We start from the raw sequence: 19,531 nt of genomic DNA, 5'->3' as shown, positions 1-19,531 counted from the left end.
CGCGCCCATCCTGCCCTACGGCCGGACGGGTGCCGGGCCCTCAGAGGACGAAGGCCTCCTGGCCGGTGCTGCTCACCATCGGACGGCCCGCACCCTGCCAGGCGTGCATCCCGCCGTCGACGTTCACCGCGTCCCGGCCCTGCTGCACCAGGTACTGGACGACCTGCGCGGAGCGGCCGCCGACCCGGCAGAGCACGTACAGCCTCTCGTCCGGCAGCTCGCCGAGGCGGGCGATCACCTCGCCGATCGGGATGTGCAGCGCGCCGTCCACGTGGCCGGCGTCCCACTCGTCCTGCTCGCGCACGTCCAGCAGGGCGGCGTCGGCGGGCACGGCGGCGGCGTCGGCGGAGGGGATCTGCGGGAACATCGTGTGGCTCTCCTGGGATTCGCTCGGGTGCGTGCCATTGTCGCCCACCGGCGCGGGGCCGTGGGCTCCGGAGGACGGGGCGTCCGCCGGGTCCGGGCCGTCGAGCAGCCGCCGCAGCTCGGCCTGCCGCTCGGCGGCCTTGGCCAGCAGCTCCTCGGCGAGCTGCTCCAGCAGCCGGTCAGGGTCCTGCGGGGCGAGGGCGAGCAGCTGGCCCATCGGGGTCTGCTCCAGCCGGACCTGCTCGGTGGCGGTCTCGGTGATCTTGGCGGTCAGCCAGTCCAGCCGGCGGCGCAGCCAGTCCCCGCGGTCGGGGGCGTCGACGGCGGGCGCCGCCTCCGGCGCGGTGGACCACTCGGCGGCCAGCGCGCCCAGCGCGGCCGCGTCCCCGTACGCGTAGGCCTCGTTGACCCGGGCCAGGAAGGCGGCCCGGCGCTGCTGCTCGGCCGGGTCGGTGGTCAGGTCGGGGTGGGCGCGGCGGACCAGTTCGCGGTAGATCCGCTGGGCCTCCTTGCCGGGCCGCACCCGCTCCGGCGCGGCGGGCGGCGGGGCCGACTCCCCGTCCGGGCCGGACTGCTCCCGCACCGAGTCGAACAGGGCGTCCAGGTCCGGGAGTTCCTCGACCTGCCGACGTGCCTCGGCGGCCCGGCGCAGGTCCTCCGGCCGGCCGGTGCGGGCCGCCACGGCCTCGGCGACCAGCGCGTCCAGCTCGTCCAGCCGGGCGTAGAGCGGGCCGAGCAGCTGGTGGTGGATCAGCGCGAAGTTGTCGATCTCGACCCGCAGCGTCTGCACGTCCACGTCCATGCTGAGCCAGGCCAGCTCGGCGGCGGCGACCCGCTCCTCCAGCTCCTGCTGCTCCGGGTCCGTCCAGCGGGCGGGGCTCTGCGCGCTCACTTCTCGCCTCTGTCTCGTCCGGCCGAGTGCGTCCTACGGGCCACCCGTACGGGCGGTCCGGCCTGCCACCCTACCGCCGTGGTCGCGGGCCCCGTCCGGGTGAACCAGGGGTACGGACCGGCGCGCGGTACACGACACGCAACCGATCCTGAGGAATCTCCCCGTTTCGGTGACGAGCCCGGCCCGGTCCGTGCTTCGCTGGTATCCGCACAGCGTGCCCTCCTCCGGAGATACGGCCGCCCCGGGCGCGGCGGCCAGGCAGGAGCAGAGCGAACCCATGGTGGCCGAGTCCAACTCCACACCGCGGCCGGCGGGCGACGGAACCGCGCCGGGCGACCACCCGACGGGGGTGGCCGCCCTGGTCCGGCTCGCCCCCGTCCTGGTCGACCGGGCCGGCCGGATCGCCCGGTGGGACCGGGCCGCCGAGGAACTGTTCGGCCACCGCGCCGACGTCGCCCACGACCGCCCGGCCTCCGGCCTGCTGCCCGCCCTGGAGTCGCGGGTGCTCGAACGCCGCCCCGTCCGCCGCCCCTGCGACGCCTTCGACACCCTCGCCGAGCGGACCGCCGACGGCCGCCCCTGGATCGGCCGGCTGACCGTGACCGACCGCGAGGAGCACCAGCGCGACGTGTTCTGGTGGGCCTACCCGCTGCCCGGCCCGTACGGCGGACTGCTGGCGCTGGCCGCCGACGCCCGCCCGCTGCGCGCCACCGGGCCGCGGCTCGCGCTCGGCGAGCGGCTGCTCCCCTTCGCCGCCGCACCCGGCACCCCGGGCGGCTTCCACGCCCTGGCCGCGGCGCTCACCCCGGCCGGCCGGCCGGTGCCCGAGCCGCTGGCCCGGCTGCTGCCCGCCGCCCACCGCCCGGCGCTGCTGGCGGCGCTGGAGCGGGGCGGGCTGCCCGCCCTGCGACTGGACCCGGCCACCGTGCTGCCGGTGCTGCCCGCCGACGCGCCGACCGGTACGGCGCACGCGGCCGCCGGCCTCGTCCGCCGGTACCCGACGCCCCAGCAGCGCGCCGCCCGGCTCGGCCCGCCGCAGCCCGAACCGGGCACGCCCCGCCGCCGGCCGGCCGGCCCGCTGCCCGGCCAGCGCGAGGCCGCCGAGCGTCCCGCCGCCCCGTTCCCCGTCCCGACCGCCGTCCCGTTCCCCGTCCCGTCCGCCGTCCGGCCGGTGGCCGCCGTCGGCGGCGCCGCGGTCGGCGGCCCGTCCGTCCCTCCTCCCGCCTCCGGCCGGGAGGCGCCCCAGTCCACCGCAGGAGCTGCCGCCATCGAGCACACCGCCGTCGAGCCGTCCGCCGACGGCCACCCGCCGCTGCCCACCGACCGGCCCCAGCCCGCCGCCGTCCCCGTCCCGGTCCCGGTCCCCGCGCCGGCCACCGGCGAGGGCCTGTCCGGCGGCCGGCTCAGCCCGTTCCTCACCAACGGACAGGCCGGCGAGCAACTGGCCCTGCTGAACGAGGTCGGCGGCAAGGTCGGCACCACCCTGGACCTCGGCTTCACCGCCCACGAGCTGTGCCAGGTGCTGGTCCCCCGGGTCGCCGACTTCGCCTGCGTGGACCTGGTGGACGGGCTGATCTCGGACTCCGAGCTGCCGGCCGCCCGCCCGGACGACGACACCATGCTGCGCCGGGTCGCCCTGGTCTACAACGAGACCGGCGGCGCCTGGGACCACGTGCTCTCCGAGGGCTCGCTGGTCAGCATGCCCCGCCACACCCCGCCCGGGATGGCCCTGCAGCTGAACCAGCCGGTGCTGGTCCCGGTGATCAGCGCGGACGTCGCGGTCGACTACGCGATCGCGCTCGGCGGTGCCCAGCTGGCCCCGGTGGTCTCCGGCCGCTCGATGCTGGTCGTGCCGCTCTCCGCCCGCGGCACCGTGCTGGGCATCCTCAAGCTGCTCCGGCTGCCGGACCGCGCCCCCTTCGACGAGAGCGACGCCGCGACCCTCAAGGAGCTGGCCGTCCGCGCCGCGCTGTCGCTGGACAACGCCCGGCTGCACCGCGCCGAGGCCCGGGTCGCCACCACACTGCAACGCTCGATGATCCCGACCCGCCCGCCGCAGATCCCCGGCGTGCAGATCGCCCACCGCTACCTGCCCGGCGACCCCAGGGCCGAGGTCGGCGGCGACTGGTTCGACGCGATCCAGCTGCCCGGCAGCCGGGTCGCCCTGGTGGTCGGCGACGTGATGGGCCACGGCCTGCACTCGGCGGCCGCGATGGGCCGCTTCCGCACCGCCATGCAGACCCTCGCCGCCCTGGACCTGCCGCCCGGCCAGCTGCTGCGCCACCTGGACAACCTGGCCCACAAGCTCGGCGACGACCACCTCGCGACCTGCCTGTACGCGGTGTACGACCCGATCAACCGGACCTGCGAGCTGGCCAGCGCCGGCCACGTCCCGCCCGTCCTGGTGCACCCGGACGGCACCGGCGAGCTGCTGGAGATCCCGGCCGGCGCACCGATCGGCGTCGGCGGGGTGCCGTTCGTCGCCAAGACCATCGACGTCTCGGACGGCTCGATGCTGGTGCTCTGCACCGACGGTCTGGTCGAGGTCCGGGGCGGGGACATAGGAGCCGGCCTGGCCGCGCTCTGCGGCAACCTGATCGACCCCCGACAGAGCCCCGAGCAGGCCTGCGACGAGGTGCTGCGGCGGCTGCACTCGGACGACCGCAAGGACGACGTCGCCCTGCTGGTGGCCCGCTTCGACGGGGTCGCCCCGTCCGAGGTGGCCACCTGGGACCTCACCGTGGACCACCGCGAGGTCCGCCGGGCCCGCTCGCTGGTGCGCGAGCAGCTGGCCGGCTGGCACCTGGAGGCGCTCAGCGACACCACCGAGTTGCTGGTCAGCGAGCTGGTGACGAACGCCGTCCGGGTCGCCCGGGACACCGTGAAGCTCCAGCTGATCCGGGTGGACAAGCTGCTCGTCGAGGTCAGCGACGACAACCACAACCTGCCCTCGCTGGAGCCGGCCGAGCAGCTCGGCGAGACCGGCCGCGGCCTCACCCTGGTCACCAAGCTCGCCGAACGCTGGGGCACCGCCCGCAAGGCGGTGGGCAAGGTCGTCTGGTTCGAGCTGCCGCTCCCGCACTCCTGACGGCCGCCCCCGGACACCGAAAGGGCCGCGTACGGACACCCGTACGCGGCCGGTGGAGCGCTCGACTCCCGTCAGGGGATGACGGCTCCCGCCGAGCGGCGCCGCCGGGCCTCCACCGCGACCTCCATCGAGGCGGCCGCGGCCACCGAGGCGGCGGCGCCGACCCCGGCCAGCACCCTCGGCCAGAAGTCCCCGAAGACCTCGACCGAGACGGCGATCAGCAGCGCGGTGATCACCGCGACCACGTGCTCCAGACCGGCCAGGTTCGGCAGCACGACCGCCTCGCCGATCATCACCGCCACCACCAGGCCGCCGGTGAACCAGGCCCGGCAGCGGAACGCGATGCAGATCGCCAGGGCCACCACCGCGGCCGAGGGCCCGGTGTCCCGCACGTAGGCGACCCACTTCGGGAAGCCGAACAGGTGGTGCGGCCCGATCGCCACGCCGACCCGGGCGAACAGCGTGCCCGCCAGGGTGCAGGTGTAGGCGACCACCAGGGTCATCCGCCGGCCGAGCACGATCTCGGCGATCGCGAAGACCACGAACACCTGGGCCAGCGCCCCCCAGACCGGAAGGTCCAGCGCCGGCACGTAGAGGGAGAGCGGGGTCCGCAGCAGCGAGACCTCCAGCGGCAGCGCCGCCCGCACCACCCCGATGTTGTTGACGAAACGCTCGCCGCCCGGCAGGTGCTGGACGATGCTGAACAGCAGGATCAGAAAAGTCGCCGCCGTGGCCAGCGGAACGGCGGCGAACTTCTTGCGCACCACCGCGTCCCGGACCGTCGCGAACAACGTTCCCCACTCGGCGACAGCGGCCGATCCGGCGATCGCCAGCGGCCCCTTTCGCACGCCCCCCGCGTGGGTCCTGTGAATCACAGCCGTTTCTCCGAATCCCCGAAACTCTCGACTACTCCGACATTAGAGGCCTCTTGACAAAGCCACATCGGCACGGATGTGGAGCGGGGTCATCCTCTGGGGGGAGGCGGGCCCCCCATCAGCCCCCCATTTCGGCCGCCCGGCCCCCTCCGCCCCCCGGCGGAGGGCTACCCCTTCCCGTCCCGGGCCGCCACCGGGACCCGGGGCGCCACCACGGCGGCCCGGGCGTGACGGCGGCGGAACAGGGCGGGAAGGCTGGGCGCGACGATGAAACCCTCGGCGCGGGCGCTGGCGATGCCGATCCGCGGAATCTCGCTGCTCTTCTCGAAGAGCAGGTAACGCGGTTCCCAGATCGGCCGGTACTTGGCGTTGGCGCGGTACAGCGACTCGATCTGCCACCAGCGCGAGAAGAATCCCAGGATCGAGCGCCACAGCCGCAGCACCGGACCGGCACCGAGCCGCGAACCGCGCTCGAAGACCGAGCGGAACATCGCGAAGTTCAGCGACACCCGCTTCAGCCCCACCTCCTCGGCACGCTGCAACAGCTCGATCACCATGAACTCCATCAGGCCGTTCTCGGTGTCCCGGGCCCGGCGCATCAGGTCCAGCGAGAGCCCGTCCGGGCCCCACGGCACGAAACTCAGCAGTGCCTTGAGCTCTCCGTCCCCGTCGAAGCACTCCAGCATCACGCAGCGCCCGTCGCCCGGATCGCCCAGCCGGCCCAGCGCCATCGAGAAGCCGCGCTCGGTCGCCCCGTCGCGCCACTCGTCGGCCTTGGCCACCAGCTCGGCCATCTCCGCCTCCGAGATGGACTCGTGGCGGCGGATCCGCACCGTGTACCCGGCCCGCTTGACCCGGTTGTACGCCTGGCGCACCACCCGCATCGCGCGGCCGTCCAGCGAGAACTCGTCCAGCTCGACGATCGCCTCGTCGCCCAGCTCCAGCGCGTCCAGCCCGTGCCGGGCGTAGATCACCCCGGCCTCCTCGGAGGCGCCCATCACGGCCGGCGCCCAGGCGTGCTCCCGGGCCTCCGACAGCCAGGCGTCGATCGCCCCCGGCCAGGCCTCCGGGTCCCCGATCGGGTCGCCCGAGGCCAGCGACACCCCGCCGATCACCCGGTAGGTGACCGCCGCCTTGCCGCTGGGGGAGAAGACCACCGCCTTGTCCCGGCGCAGCGCGAAGTAGCCGAGCGAGTCCCGCTCGCCCTGCTTGTCCAGCAGGCCCCGCAGCTTCGCCTCGTCCTCGTCGCTCAGCAGCTCCTTGCCGCGCGGGCTGCGGAAGGCCACGTACAGCACCAGCAGGAAGAGCACCGCGCCCATGAAGTTGATCGCGGCGTTCACCCAGGTCGGCGCGGCGATCACCGAGCGCAGGTGCTCGGACGGGGTGATCGTGATCATGCGGCCGACGGAGTACCGGAACAGGTCCCAGAATCCGGCGCCGGACAGCTCGTTGGTCAGCCAGACCAGCAGCGCGCCGACGCCGCCGCCGAACGCCAGCCCGCCGACGAAGGTGGCCGCCGCGGTCTTCGGGTTGGAGCTGTCGCCCTTGGAGGTGAACTCCCTCCGCCCGATCAGCAGCGCCAGCACGAACAGGCAGGTCAGGACGGTGGAGACGTAGTTGAGCGGGTGGGTGTCGAAGCTCTCGCCCGGCACCACCATGGCCGTCAGGTACAGCAGCGCGAACATGCCGCCGAGCGCGGTGTTGAAGATCCACGCGGCCCGCTTGCGCCGCCGCATCGCGATCGCCAGGAACACCGAGAGCACCGCGCTGGCCAGGCCGGCGGTCATCAGGTACGGGGTGAAGTACTCGCCCTCGTTGTGCTCGTAGACCTGGTCACGGAACGGCACCAGCAGCACCGTCGCCACGTTCAGCAGGGCGATCAGCCGCAGGTACCAGACGGACGCCGCGGCGGCCCTCGGGCGCCAGCGGTCGAGCGCGCCACCGAGCCGGGGGCCGGGGGACGTGGCGGACGGCTCCGACTTCACAGTGGACGACACAGCTCAATTCCAAACGATCAGATGGTGGGGCGCATCCGCGAACGGCCCGCCGCAGGGCGCCCGCTCGGGCCCGACGGCCTGGCCGGCGACCTCACCCGGGCCGACCGCCCGAGGTGGAGAAGCGGCCGGAAAAGGGTCAGCCAACTCCATGTTTCACCACCGAACCTGAGAATCGCGTGAACCGGGTAGCGGATTCCCACCCCCGCCGAACGGCGGGGGTGGGCGCCCCCGACGCCGCGTCCTGATCCGACCGGACCCGAGCGGCAGGCCCTACTCTCGAAACGACCCGCGCGGACCGCCCCGACCCGGCCGCCCGAACCGAGGAGCCACCATCACCACCACCCGCGTGCTGATCGTCGACGACGAGATCCTGGTCCGCTCCGGCCTGGGCCTGATCGTCGGCTCCGCCACCGACCTGGAGGTGGTCGGCGACTGCTCCGGCGGTCAGGCCGAGGAGCACGTCCAGCGGCTGCGCCCGCACGTGGTGCTGCTCGACATCCGGATGCCCGACCTCGACGGCATCTCGGTGCTGCGCCGCCTGCGCGCCCTGCCCGACCCGCCCGCCGTGGCGATGCTCACCACCTTCGACACCGACGAGTACATCGGCACCGCGCTGCGGGCCGGCGCGGCCGGCTTCCTGCTCAAGGACACCGCCCCCGAGCAGCTGGTGCACGCCGTCCGGGTGCTCGCGGCCGGCGGCAACATCCTCTCCCCGACCGTCACCCGCACCGTGATCGGCGGCTACGTGGACGGCGGCGGCCCGGACGCCGAGGCCACCGCGCTGGCCCGCACCCTCACCGGCCGCGAGCTCGACGTGCTCTCGCTGCTCGGCGAGGGCCTGTCCAACGCCGAGATCGCCGACCGGCTCTTCCTCGGCACCGGCACGGTCAAGGACCACATCAGCGCGATCCTCGGCAAGCTCGGTGCCGCCAACCGGGTCCAGGCCGCCGTGCTGGCCCACCGGGCCGGTCTGGTCCGGCCCAAGCCCGGCGACGGGGCATGACGACCGCCGACCAACTGCCGTCCAGACGGCTGCCGCCCTGGTGCACCGCCCCCTGGCTGATGCTGCTGCTGCCCGTCCTCTACTCCCTGCTGGACGCCGCCCTGGTGGCCCGGGAGGCCGCCTGGTGGCAGGTGGCGCTGTCCACGCTGGCCGCCGTCGCGCTGTTCTGGCGCCGCCGCTTCCCGGTGGCGGTCCTGCTGCTCACCATGCCGGGCAGCTGGGTGGACGAGATCTGGCTGGCCCCGATAACGGCCGTCTACTCGGTGGCCGCCGAGCGCCCCCGGCCCCGGATCGTGGTCCCCTGCGGCATCCTGTTCGCCCTGGTCGAGTTCTTCCACTGGCCGCTGCCCCCGGACGTCCTCGACCTCAGCCGCGCCACCGCGCTGGACGCCATCCAGGCCGTGATGCTGGCGGCCGGCCCGGCCGCCACCGGTCTGCTCGCCCGCACCCGGCGGGAGCTGGCCGCCCGACTGGACCAGCTGACCCGCGGTCAGGAGCGGGAGAGCCGGCTGCTGGCCGAGCGCGTGCTGATCAGCGAGCGCGGCCGGCTGGCCCGGGAGATGCACGACGTGGTCTCGCACCAGGTCAGCCTGATCAGCATCCAGGCCGGCGCGCTCCAGGTGAGCAGCCCCGACCCGGCCGCGGTGACCGCCGCCCGGACCATCCGCGAACTGTCCGTACGGACCCTGGACGAGCTGCGCCAGATGGTCGGGGTGCTGCGCGGCACCGGCGGACTGCCGGACGCCCCGCTCGCCCCCCAGCCCCGGCTGGCCGACCTGCCCCGGCTGATCGAGGAGAGCGGGCTGGCCGCCGACACCGAGCTGGTCCCCGGCGACCGCCCGTGGCCGGAGGCGGTCGAACGGGCCGCCTACCGCACCGTCCAGGAGGCGCTCACCAACATCACCAAGTACGCCCCGGAGGCGACGGTGCACGTGCGGGTCCGGGCGAAGGGCCGCCGGCTGCGGGTCGAGGTCCGCAACGACGCCCCGCCGGTGCACCCGGCCGAGATCCTGCCGGGCGGCGGCCACGGCCTGGTCGGCCTGCGCGAGCGCGCCCAGCTGCTGGGCGGCACCCTCACCGCCGGACCGACCCCGGACGGCGGCTTCGAGGTCCGCGCCGAACTCCCGGCCGACCGCGGCCGGCCCGGGCGATCCGGCTGACCCGGCTGCCCTGCGGTGACCCGGCCGTCGGGCCGCCTCCGCGCCCACCGGCAGCGGACAACGAGAAAGCCCCGCAGATCCGTAGATCTGCGGGGCTTCGCTGTGCGCGAGGGGGGAGTTGAACCCCCACGCCCTTTCGGGCACTGGAACCTGAATCCAGCGCGTCTGCCTATTCCGCCACCCGCGCATGGGTGTTGTCCTCGTTGCCGACCGATCCTCCGAACTGCTCGGTACCATCGGTACTTCGCACTTCCTTGGTCCGGCTTCCCTTCCGGGCGGCCCTTCCGACGTGGAAAACATTAGCACGACCTGGGGGGCTGCTCCGAATCCGTTGTCCGGGGAGGCCGCGGGCATCCGAACCGATGCCCGACGAACACCCGTACGACTGTCGGAAGGGCGCTCCGACGGGCACACCTGGCGTGCCGTACCCGAAATGCGTCACCCTGTGTGTCCGAGCCCACCCCCGGGCACCACACGGTCCGGGAACCGTACGGAAGGGCCCGGCGTGGATACGATCAGTACGGAAGTACCGCAAGTAGGAGGCGCGACCGGGTCCCGGGCGGGATCCGGCCGGCAGGCAGGCGAACGAACCCTGGAAGGGGGTGCCCCATGGGAGTGCTGAAGAAGTTCGAGCAGCGGCTCGAGGGTCTCGTCAACGGCACCTTCGCCAAGGTGTTCAAGTCCGAGGTCCAGCCCGTGGAGATCGCCGGAGCGCTGCAGCGCGAGTGCGACAACAACGCGAGCATCTGGAACCGCGACCGCACCGTCGTGCCGAACGACTTCATCGTCGAGCTGAGCCCGCACGACCACGAGCGGCTCAGCCCCTACTCCGGGCAGCTGGGCACCGAGCTGGCCGGCATGGTCCGCGAGTACGCGGAGGCCCAGCGGTACACCTTCATGGGTCCGCTCCAGGTGAACCTGGAGAAGGCCGACGACCTGGACACCGGGCTGTACCGGGTGCGCAGCCGCACCCTCGCCGCCGAGGAGCCCCAGCAGCAGCAGTACGCGCCGCAGCAGCCCGGCTACGACCGGCCGCCGGCCGCTCCGGCTCCCGGCGCACCGTGGCAGCAGCCCGGCGCCGGCCAGTACAACGCGCCCCCGCCGCCCGCCGCGCCCCCCGCGATGCCCACCGGCCAGCCCGCGCCCGCCGGCGGCAACGTCCGCGCCTTCCCCGGCGCGGGCCACGGCGGCGCCGGGATGCGCCGCTGGGTCGAGGTGAACGGCGCCCGGCACCAGATCACCGGCTCGGCCTGCGTGCTCGGCCGGTCGACCGAGGCGGACGTGCGGATCGACGACCCCGGGGTCTCCCGCAAGCACGCCGAGATCCGGCCCGGCACCCCTTCGATGGTGCTCGACCTGGGGTCCACCAACGGCATCGTGGTGGACGGACAGCACACCCAGCGCGCTACGCTCCGCGACGGCTCGCGAATCGTCGTGGGCTCCACCACCATCGTCTACCGGCAGGTCGAAGGGTAGTGTCCGAATTGTTCGCGCGCCTCGCTCACCGACTGGCGGGACGGTCATGTCAGAACTGACCCTCACGGTCATGCGGCTGGGCTTCCTGGCCGTGTTGTGGCTGTTCGTCATCGTCGCGATCCAGGTGATCCGCAGCGACCTGTTCGGCACCAAGGTGAACCCGCGGTCCTCCCGTCGTGGCGCCGGCGCCGCGACGGGCGGCGGCGCGGCCACCGCGACCGCCGCACGCGCCGCGGCACCGCCGCAGGCCGCCCCCGCCGCGGGCCAGACCCAGGGCGGCGGCGGGCGCCGTCGCGGCGGTCCGACCCAGCTCGTCGTGGTGCAGGGCTCGCTGGCCGGCACCACGGTGGCGCTCCAGGGCCAGACCATCACGCTCGGCCGCGCGCACGACTCCACCATCGTGCTGGACGACGACTACGCGTCCTCCCGGCATGCCAGGATCTATCCGGATCAGACTGGGCAGTGGACGGTCGAGGATCTAGGCTCCACCAACGGCACCTATCTGGACCGGCAGCGCCTGACCGCGCCCACCCCGCTCCAGCCGGGTACGCCGATCCGTATCGGCAGGACCGTCATCGAACTGCGGAAGTAGTAGCGCATGAGGGACAGCATCCCGTCCATGACCCAGAGGGGGGCACAGGTCGCATGACCCTGGTGCTGCGCTTCGCCGCCGGCTCCCACAAGGGACTGATCCGGGAGGGGAACGAGGACTCCGGCTACGCCGGGCCGCGGCTGCTGGCCGTGGCCGACGGCATGGGCGGCGCCGCGGCCGGCGAGGTCGCTTCCTCCGAGGTGCTCGGCTCGATCGTCCGGCTGGACGAGGACGTGCCGGGCGCCGACCTGCTGACCCTGCTGGGCGACGCCGTCCAGGGCGCCAACGACCGGCTCCGGCAGATGGTCGAGGAGGACCCGCAGCTGGAGGGCATGGGCTGCACCCTGACCGCCATGCTGTGGACGGGCCAGCGGATGGGCCTGGTGCACGTCGGCGACTCCCGCGCCTACCTGCTGCGCGACGGGTCCCTGGTGCAGATCACCCAGGACCACACCTGGGTGCAGCGCCTGGTCGACGAGGGCCGGATCACGCCCGAGGAGGCCGAGACCCACCCGCAGCGCTCGCTGCTGATGCGGGCGCTGGACGGCCGCGGCCAGGTCGAGCCCGACCTGTCGATCCGCGAGGTCCGGGCCGGCGACCGCTACCTGATCTGCTCCGACGGCCTCTCCGGCCCGGTCAGCCACCAGACCCTCCAGGACACCCTCGGCAGCTACTACTCGCCCGAGCAGACCGTGCAGGAGCTGATCCAGCTCGCCCTGCGCGGCGGCGGTCCGGACAACATCACCTGCATCGTGGCGGACGTCATCGACGTCGGCGCCACGGACACCATGAGCGGCCAGTTCAACGACGTCCCGGTGGTGGTCGGCGCGGTCGCCGACGCGCCGCCGTCCTCGGCCGCTGCCGACCGCTCGATCGCGGACACCCCGGCCGGCCGCGCCGCCGGCCTCGGCCGCGGCCCGCAGGGCGCCTTCGGCCCGGCCGAGGGCTACGAGGAGGGCTACGACGCCGCCCAGGGCGGCTTCGGCCCCGCCGAAGGCTACGAGGGCGAGTACGGCTACGGCTCCGGCGAGCCCTCGGTGTACGGCACCGAGGCGCCCGACGGGGAGCGCCCCGCCAAGCGCGGGCGCAAGGGCCTGACGGTCTCGCTGGCCGTCCTGGTCACGCTCGGGCTGCTCGGCGGCGCCGGCTGGTTCGGCTACCGGTGGACCCAGGACCAGTACTACGTCGGCACCCAGGACGACCACGTCGCGATCTACCAGGGCATCAACCAGAACCTGGCCGGTCTGAGCCTGTCCTCGGTGCACTCCTCGTACAGCCGGATCCAGCTGAAGTGGCTGCCCGAGGACCAGCAGGCCCACGTGCGGAAGACCATCTCGGTCGGCAGCATGAAGGACGCCCAGTCGACGGTCAACGAACTCGACGGCTGGGTCCAGCTCTGCCAGCGGGCCGCGAAGGCGGCCACCCCGGCCGCCCCGGGCACTCCGGCCACCCCGGCGGCGCAGGCCGTGTACCTGGCCGCCACGCCCACCCCGACCGAGAAGAACCGCGGCCCGGCCGCGGCGGCGCCGACCACCGCACCCGCGGCCACGCCGACGCCGACCGCCCCGGTGGCACCCGCCCCGGCGCCGAACGCCACTCCTCCGGCGGCCGGCGCGCAGGGCGACCAGGCCCCGCTGTCCGAAGAGGAACTCAGCCGGGCCAACTCCTGCCCGAAGCAGTGACGTCCGTGATCAGCCATGGGCCCGCCCCGAGCGGGCTTGCCGGCCGTCAGGGAGCGGTCACCACGTGAGCAGCTACGACCTGAGCGAAGAGTCCACCCGGCCCGGCCGGCGCCGGGCGGCGGCCGTCCGAGCCGCCGTCCCCCGTCGGCGGGGCAACACCACGATCTCCCCCCAGGAGGCGCCCAACCGACGCAACACCGAGCTGGCCATGCTGGTCTTCGCGGTGCTGCTGCCGGTCCTCGCGTACGCCAACGTCGGCCTCGCGATGGACGGCAAGCTGCCCGTCGGCATGCTCGGCTACGGGCTCGGCATGGGCGCCCTGGCGGTGGTCGCGCACCTGCTGGTGCGCCGCTTCGCGCCGTACGCGGACCCGCTGATGCTGCCGATCGCCACCCTGCTCAACGGGCTCGGGGTGGTGATGATCTGGCGGCTCGACAAGGCGGGCAAGCTGCTCAGGGGCAACTACCCGGCGGCCGAGAACCAGCTGATGTGGTCGGGCCTCGGGATCGCCGGCTTCATCGCGGTGATGGTGCTGCTGAAGGACCACCGGGTGCTCCAGCGCTACACCTACATCTCGATGGTGGTGGCCCTGGTGCTGCTCGCCGCGCCGGCCTTCTTCCCGTCCCGGGCGGAGGACTTCGGCGCCAAGATCTGGATCCGGCTGGGCAGCTTCTCCATCCAGCCCGGCGAGTTCGCCAAGATCATCCTGACCGTGTTCTTCGCGGGCTACCTGATGGTCAAGCGGGACGCCCTGGCACTGGCCAGCCGCCGGTTCATGGGCCTGTACCTGCCGCGCGGCCGCGACCTCGGCCCGATCATCGTGATCTGGCTGCTCAGCCTGCTGATCCTGATCTTCGAGAACGACCTGGGCACGTCCTTCCTGTTCTTCGGCCTGTTCGTGGTGATGCTCTACGTCGCCACCGAGCGGACCAGCTGGATCCTGTTCGGCCTGCTGATGTCGGTCGGCGGCGCGGTCGCGGTCGCGTCGACCGCCAGCCACGTGAAGGTCCGCATCAACGCCTGGCTCGACCCGATGGCCGCCTTCGACCCGCACCCGCCGAAGGGCGCCACCGAGCAGATCGGCCAGTCGCTGATGGCGCTCGGCTCCGGCGGGGTCACCGGCTCCGGCCTCGGCCAGGGCCGCTCCTGGCTGATCGCGTTCGCCGCCAAGAGCGACTTCATCCTGGGCTCCTTCGGCGAGGAGCTCGGGCTGACCGGCCTGATGGCGATCTTCCTGCTGTACGCGCTGCTGGTCCAGCGCGGTCTACGCACCGCGCTCGCCGCCCGCGACCCGTTCGGCAAGCTGTTCGCCGTCGGCCTCTCCTCGGCGATGGCGATCCAGGTGTTCGTCGTGGCCGGCGGTGTCACCGGGCTGATCCCGCTCACCGGTATGACCATGCCGTTCCTCGCGCAGGGCGGTTCGTCCGTGGTCGCCAACTGGGCGCTGGTCGCGATCCTGCTGAAGATCAGCGACAGCGCCCGCCGCCCCGGGGCCGAACCGGCCCCGGCCACCGAGGGCCAGGGAGGACCCGCCCGATGAACAAGCCGATCCGCCGGGTCTCGATCTTCTGCCTCGTCCTGATCCTGGCCCTGATGGTGCGCACCAACTGGGTGCAGGGCGTCCAGGCCGAGTCCTGGGCGACCAACAAGAACAACAAGCGCCAGCTGTACGACCGGTACGCCCACCCGCGCGGCAACATCATCGTCAGCGGCCAGCCGGTCACGAAGTCCGACTACGTCAACGGCCTGCGCTACAAGTACAAGCGGGCCTGGGTCGACGGCCCGATGTACGCCCCGGTGACCGGCTACTCCTCCCAGGCCTACGGCTCCAACCAGCTGGAGAACCTGGAGGACGGCATCCTCTCCGGCACCGACGACCGGCTGTTCTTCCGCAACACCCTGGACATGCTGACCGGCGAGCAGAAGCGCGGCGGCGACGTCGTCACCACCATCAACGCCAAGGTCCAGAAGGCCGCGTTCGACGCCATGGGGAACAAGAAGGGCGCGGTGGTCGCCCTCGACCCGAAGACCGGCGCGATCCTGGCGCTGGTCTCCACGCCCTCCTACGACCCGGGCACCTTCGCCGGCGGCGACGACGCCGACACCAAGGCCTGGACGGACCTCAACGCGGACCCGAACAAGCCGATGCTCAACCGGGCGCTGAAGGAGACCTATCCGCCCGGCTCGACCTTCAAGCTGGTCACCGCGACCGCGGCGTTCGAGAACGGCCGGTACCAGGGCATCGACGACGCCACGGACACGCCGGAGCCGTACATCCTGCCGTACACCACCACCCAGCTGAAGAACGAGAGCCCCAACGAGCGCTGCGAGAACGCCACCGTCAAGTCCGGGATGGACCAGTCCTGCAACACGGTCTTCGCCAAGATGGGCGCGGACCTGGGCAAGGAGCGGATGCGCGCGCAGGCCGAGAAGTTCGGCTTCAACAGCACGATCGACACCCCGATCCGGTCCGAGAAGAGCGTCTTCCCGGACAGTCCCAGCCTGGACGGCACCGCCCAGGACTCGATCGGCCAGCACGACACCCGCGCCACCCCGCTCCAGATGGCCATGGTCTCCGCCGCGATCGCCAACAACGGCAGCCTGATGCAGCCGTACCTGGTGGACCAGGAGCGCTCGGCCTCGCTCACCACCATCTCCAAGCACACCGAGAAGCAGTTCTCCCAGCCGATGAGCCCGGCCACCGCGCAGAAGATGCAGGACCTGATGGTCTCGGTGGTCGAGAACGGCACCGGCAAGAACGCCCAGATCCCCGGCCTCCAGGTCGGCGGCAAGACCGGCACCGCGCAGCACGGCGAGGACAACGCCGGACTGCCGTTCGCGTGGTTCACGTCCTGGGCCAAGACCTCGGACGGCCAGTCGGTCGCGGTCGCCGTGGTGGTCGAGGACGGTTCCCAGAACCGCGACGGCATCAGCGGCGGCCGGCTCGCGGCCCCGATCGCCAAGGCGGTGATGCAGGCCGCACTCGGCAAGTAGGAGCGCGATCCGGGGTGAGGGGAATGTCACGAACGACAGCCCCGTCCGGATACCGGTCTGATATCGGCCGACGGCTGACTCAGGTCCGATGCGGTACGACCGGTAGCGTATCCGCCAGCAGCGGGTGTGCCCGTTGCCGCCCGCGAGGCACCGCACGGCCCGGCCGGAGAACCGGTCGCGGACCGCGCGGCGTCACCCAGAGCGTGCGGGGACACCTACGTCACAACCTCACCGGCGGGTGAGGGAGAGGGTCGGATCTATGGAAGAGCCTCGTCGCCTCGGCGGCAGGTACGAGCTCGGCGGCGTCCTCGGACGCGGCGGCATGGCCGAGGTGTACCTCGCCCATGACACCCGACTCGGCCGCTCCGTCGCAGTGAAGACGCTCCGGGCCGACATGGCCCGGGATCCGTCGTTCCAGGCCCGCTTCCGCCGCGAGGCACAGTCGGCGGCGTCCCTGAACCACCCCGCGATCGTCGCCGTGTACGACACCGGCGAGGACTACATCGACGGCATCTCCATCCCGTACATCGTGATGGAGTACGTCGAGGGGTCCACGCTGCGCGAGCTGCTGCACTCCGGCCGCCGGCTGCTGCCCGAGCGCGCGCTGGAGATGACCATCGGCATCCTCCAGGCCCTGGAGTACTCGCACCGGGCCGGCATCGTGCACCGCGACATCAAGCCGGCCAACGTGATGCTGACCCGGCAGGGCAACGTCAAGGTCATGGACTTCGGCATCGCCCGTGCGATGGGTGACGCCGGGATGACCATGACGCAGACCTCGGCCGTCATCGGCACCGCCCAGTACCTCTCCCCCGAGCAGGCCAAGGGCGAGCAGGTCGACGCCCGCTCCGACCTCTACTCCACCGGCTGCCTGCTCTACGAGCTGCTGACCGTCCGCCCGCCGTTCGTCGGCGACTCGCCGGTCGCGGTGGCCTACCAGCACGTCCGGGAGGAGCCGCAGCCGCCGTCGGTCTTCGACCCCGAGGTGCGCCCCGAGATCGACGCCATCGTGCTGAAGGCCCTCGCCAAGGAGCGCGACTACCGCTACCAGAGCGCCGACGAGATGCGCGACGACATCGAGCGCTTCCTCGACGGCCTGCCGGTGGCCGCCGCCCAGCAGGCCGCGTACGGCATGGGCGCGGCCGGCTACGGCTACGACCAGAACGGCTACCCGCAGCCGCACGACCCGTACGGCCAGACCAACGTGCTGCCGCAGCAGCCCGGCGGGGGCCCGACCACCGTCCTGCCGCAGGCCTCCGGGCAGCCCGGCTACGGGCAGCAGGGCGGCTACCAGGAAGACGGCTACGGCCAGGGCTACGCCGGCGCCGCGGGCGGCGGCAACGACGGCTACGACGACGGCTACGGCCGCGGCGGCGGCCGACGGGGCGACGACCAGCCGAAGAAGAGCAACACCTCCTGGATCGTGCTGGCGGTGGCCGCCGTGCTGGTCCTGGTGGGCACCTTCTTCGTCGCCCAGGCGATGTTCGGCGACAAGGGCGGCAAGGACCCCGTGAAGGTCACCGCACCGAACCTGGTCGGCAAGACCCTGGCCGAGGCCAAGACGGCCGCCGCCGCGGCCGGTTCGAAGCTCGTGGTGGCCGAGGGCGAGAAGGTCGCCTGCCCGGACGCCAACGTCAAGAAGGACCAGGTCTGCACCCAGAACCCGGCGGCGGGCCTCCAGGTCGCCGAGACCGCCACCATCACGGTGCAGGTCTCCTCGGGCCCGGCCAAGGCGCCGCTCCCCGGCGTGACCGGCAAGCCCAAGGACCAGGCCGTCAAGCTGCTCGCGGACGCCGGCTTCGCCAACGTCACCACCGAGTACAAGGACGACGACAACGCCCCGCAGGACACCGTCACCGGCCAGGACCCGGCGGCCAACGCGGCCGTCGACCCGAGCACGCCGATCAAGCTGACCGTGTCGCAGGGCAAGGCCAAGGTGAACGTCCCGAACGTGGTCGGCTCCCAGAAGGAGGACGCGCAGGCCACCCTCCAGGGCCTCGGCTTCCAGGTGGACGCCTCGAAGACCGTGCCGGCGCCCGACCCGAGCAAGGTCAACACGGTCTCCGCGCAGTCGGTCCCGGCCAACACCAAGGCCCCGGCCAACACCAAGATCACGCTGACCGTCTACAAGGCGCCGGACAAGGTCCAGGTCCCGCCGCTGGCGAACGTCAAGCTGTCGGACGCCATCACCCAGCTGTCGAAGCTCGGCCTGGGCTACACCGTGGCCAGCGGTCCGCCGGACCCGAACGCGACGGTCCAGCAGAGCAACCCGCCGGCCGGCACCCTGGTCGACCCGAACACCCAGATCCAGCTCTACACCAAGGCGGCCGAGCCGACCAAAGGGGGCGACCCCACCACCACGCCCCCCAAAGGGGACCACTAAGCCTCCGATATTCCCCTGGTTCGACTGAGCCGGAGGAGAAGCGGTCCGGAGCACGCCCGAGGGCCCGCCACGACACCAGCGGCGGGCCCTCGGGCATTTCCGTACCCGGCCCCTCGGGAGAGCCGTACGGCGGCTCCGGGAGTCAGGAGTTCCGCAGCTCCGGCGGCGGGGTGCGCCTGGCGTCCATGTCGTCCACCCGCACCAGGCTCCCCCAGACGGCCATCCGGTAGCGCGAGGTGTACACCGGCGTGCAGGTGGTCAGGGTGATGTAGCGGCCCGGGCCGGCGTAGCCGGAGCGGGCCGGGACGGGCGCGACGATGCCGGTGTCGTACTTGGACGTCTCCGCCAGGGTGCTGTCCACCTTGTAGACGTACCACTTGTCCTTGGTCTCGACCACGACCGCGTCGCCCTTGTGGACGGCGTCCAGGTCGTGGAACTTGGCGCCGTGGCCGTCCCGGTGGGCGGCCAGCGCGAAGTTGCCCTCCTGGTCCCAGGGCATGGCGGCCCGGTACGGCTGCTCGTAGACGCCCGCCACGCCGTCGTCCAGCACCTCGGTGGAGGTGCCCATCCGGATCAGCACCTGGTTGTTCCGGCCCATCGCCGGGACGTGCAGGAAGCCCACGTCGTCGCCGACCGCGAACTGCCCCGGCGCGGGCGCGGCGCCGGAGGCACCGGACGCACCGGCGGTTGCGGTGCCGGGAGCACCGGGGGCGCCGGACGCGCCGGGGGCCGGAGCGGCGCCGGGTACGGCCGGGGAGCCGGGGGCCGGGCCGGCGGCCCAGCTGCTGCGCAGCCGGTCGGCGGCGGCCGAGGCCGAGCGGTCCGCCTGCACGTTGGTCCACCACAGCGAGTAGGCCACGAACAGGCCGAGCACCAGGCCCAGGGTGATCAGCAGCTCGCCGAAGACCCCGAGCGCGGCCAGCGCCCTGCCCCGGCCCCGCCCGGCCCGCGGCTCGGGCGGGGGAACGGCCTCCCGCGCCGGTTCGGCCGACTGCGCGGTCTCGTCCTGCATCTGCCTGCTCC

The 19,531-nt window shown here is 73.0% G+C and carries 13 protein-coding genes and 1 tRNA gene; 9 read left to right on the top strand and 5 right to left on the bottom strand.

The window, feature by feature from the left end; all coding sequences use genetic code 11:
* Positions 1-40 precede the first annotated feature (40 nt).
* A complete protein-coding gene (locus tag ACZ7RU_RS17285) occupies positions 41-1,258 on the bottom strand; it encodes a rhodanese-like domain-containing protein (RefSeq protein WP_470341769.1) in 1,218 nt (405 codons plus the stop codon).
* 214 nt (positions 1,259-1,472) lie between these two features.
* Between ACZ7RU_RS17285 and ACZ7RU_RS17280 the strand changes: the two genes are divergently transcribed.
* Positions 1,473-4,346 (top strand): ATP-binding SpoIIE family protein phosphatase, encoded by a 2,874-nt coding sequence (locus ACZ7RU_RS17280; RefSeq protein ID WP_470341768.1) that lies wholly within the window; start codon positions 1,473-1,475, stop codon positions 4,344-4,346.
* Positions 4,347-4,417: 71 nt separating this feature from the next.
* On the opposite strand, the gene ACZ7RU_RS17275 is transcribed toward ACZ7RU_RS17280, so the two are convergent.
* Together ACZ7RU_RS17275 and ACZ7RU_RS17270 are read right to left on the bottom strand one after the other, a co-directional pair.
* Complete coding sequence (locus tag ACZ7RU_RS17275) at positions 4,418-5,194, bottom strand: hypothetical protein (protein WP_470341767.1); 777 nt, start codon at positions 5,192-5,194, stop codon at positions 4,418-4,420.
* A gap of 194 nt (positions 5,195-5,388) precedes the next feature.
* Positions 5,389-7,218: a phosphatidylglycerol lysyltransferase domain-containing protein gene (locus ACZ7RU_RS17270; protein WP_470341766.1), complete on the bottom strand. Its 1,830-nt coding sequence runs from the start codon at positions 7,216-7,218 to the stop codon at positions 5,389-5,391.
* 349 nt (positions 7,219-7,567) lie between these two features.
* Here ACZ7RU_RS17270 and ACZ7RU_RS17265 point away from each other — a divergent pair, with 349 nt between their 5' ends.
* Positions 7,568-8,221, top strand: coding sequence for a response regulator (locus ACZ7RU_RS17265; protein ID WP_387760653.1), 654 nt, complete (start codon positions 7,568-7,570; stop codon positions 8,219-8,221).
* Positions 8,218-9,381 (top strand): sensor histidine kinase, encoded by a 1,164-nt coding sequence (locus ACZ7RU_RS17260; protein WP_470341765.1) that lies wholly within the window; start codon positions 8,218-8,220, stop codon positions 9,379-9,381. Before ACZ7RU_RS17265 ends, ACZ7RU_RS17260 begins: the two co-directional genes overlap by 4 nt.
* Positions 9,382-9,484: 103 nt before the next feature.
* Here the strand turns inward: ACZ7RU_RS17260 and ACZ7RU_RS17255 are convergent.
* Positions 9,485-9,568, bottom strand: a tRNA-Leu gene (locus ACZ7RU_RS17255).
* 422 nt (positions 9,569-9,990) lie between these two features.
* Between ACZ7RU_RS17255 and ACZ7RU_RS17250 the strand changes: the two genes are divergently transcribed.
* The 6 genes from ACZ7RU_RS17250 to pknB all read left to right on the top strand — a co-directional run bounded on the left by ACZ7RU_RS17250 (position 9,991) and on the right by pknB (position 18,508).
* Entirely contained in the window at positions 9,991-10,857 is an 867-nt protein-coding gene (locus ACZ7RU_RS17250) for an FhaA domain-containing protein (RefSeq protein WP_470341764.1), read from the top strand.
* A gap of 46 nt (positions 10,858-10,903) precedes the next feature.
* Positions 10,904-11,449, top strand: a complete 546-nt coding sequence (locus tag ACZ7RU_RS17245) for an FHA domain-containing protein FhaB/FipA (protein ID WP_470341763.1) — start codon at positions 10,904-10,906, stop codon at positions 11,447-11,449.
* Positions 11,450-11,502: 53 nt separating this feature from the next.
* Positions 11,503-13,131, top strand: a complete 1,629-nt coding sequence (locus ACZ7RU_RS17240; protein ID WP_470341762.1) for a PP2C family protein-serine/threonine phosphatase — start codon at positions 11,503-11,505, stop codon at positions 13,129-13,131.
* Between the two features lie 163 nt (positions 13,132-13,294).
* A complete protein-coding gene (locus ACZ7RU_RS17235; protein WP_470341875.1) occupies positions 13,295-14,671 on the top strand; it encodes an FtsW/RodA/SpoVE family cell cycle protein in 1,377 nt (458 codons plus the stop codon).
* Positions 14,668-16,125 (top strand): peptidoglycan D,D-transpeptidase FtsI family protein, encoded by a 1,458-nt coding sequence (locus ACZ7RU_RS17230; RefSeq protein ID WP_470341761.1) that lies wholly within the window; start codon positions 14,668-14,670, stop codon positions 16,123-16,125. The genes ACZ7RU_RS17235 and ACZ7RU_RS17230 overlap by 4 nt, the downstream gene beginning before the upstream one ends.
* 259 nt (positions 16,126-16,384) lie before the next feature.
* Positions 16,385-18,508 carry a Stk1 family PASTA domain-containing Ser/Thr kinase gene (gene pknB / locus ACZ7RU_RS17225; RefSeq protein ID WP_470341760.1) on the top strand — a complete coding sequence of 708 codons (2,124 nt, stop codon included), beginning with the start codon at positions 16,385-16,387 and terminating at the stop codon, positions 18,506-18,508.
* A 142-nt stretch (positions 18,509-18,650) separates the two neighbouring features.
* Here pknB and ACZ7RU_RS17220 read toward each other — a convergent pair whose 3' ends face one another.
* Positions 18,651-19,520, bottom strand: coding sequence for a class E sortase (locus tag ACZ7RU_RS17220; protein WP_470341759.1), 870 nt, complete (start codon positions 19,518-19,520; stop codon positions 18,651-18,653).
* Positions 19,521-19,531: the final 11 nt, after the last annotated feature.

Source organism: Kitasatospora sp. NPDC114501, from assembly GCF_055633695.1.
The sequence above is the reverse complement of the archived record's forward strand: the minus strand, read 5'-3'. Positions and strand labels throughout refer to the sequence as shown.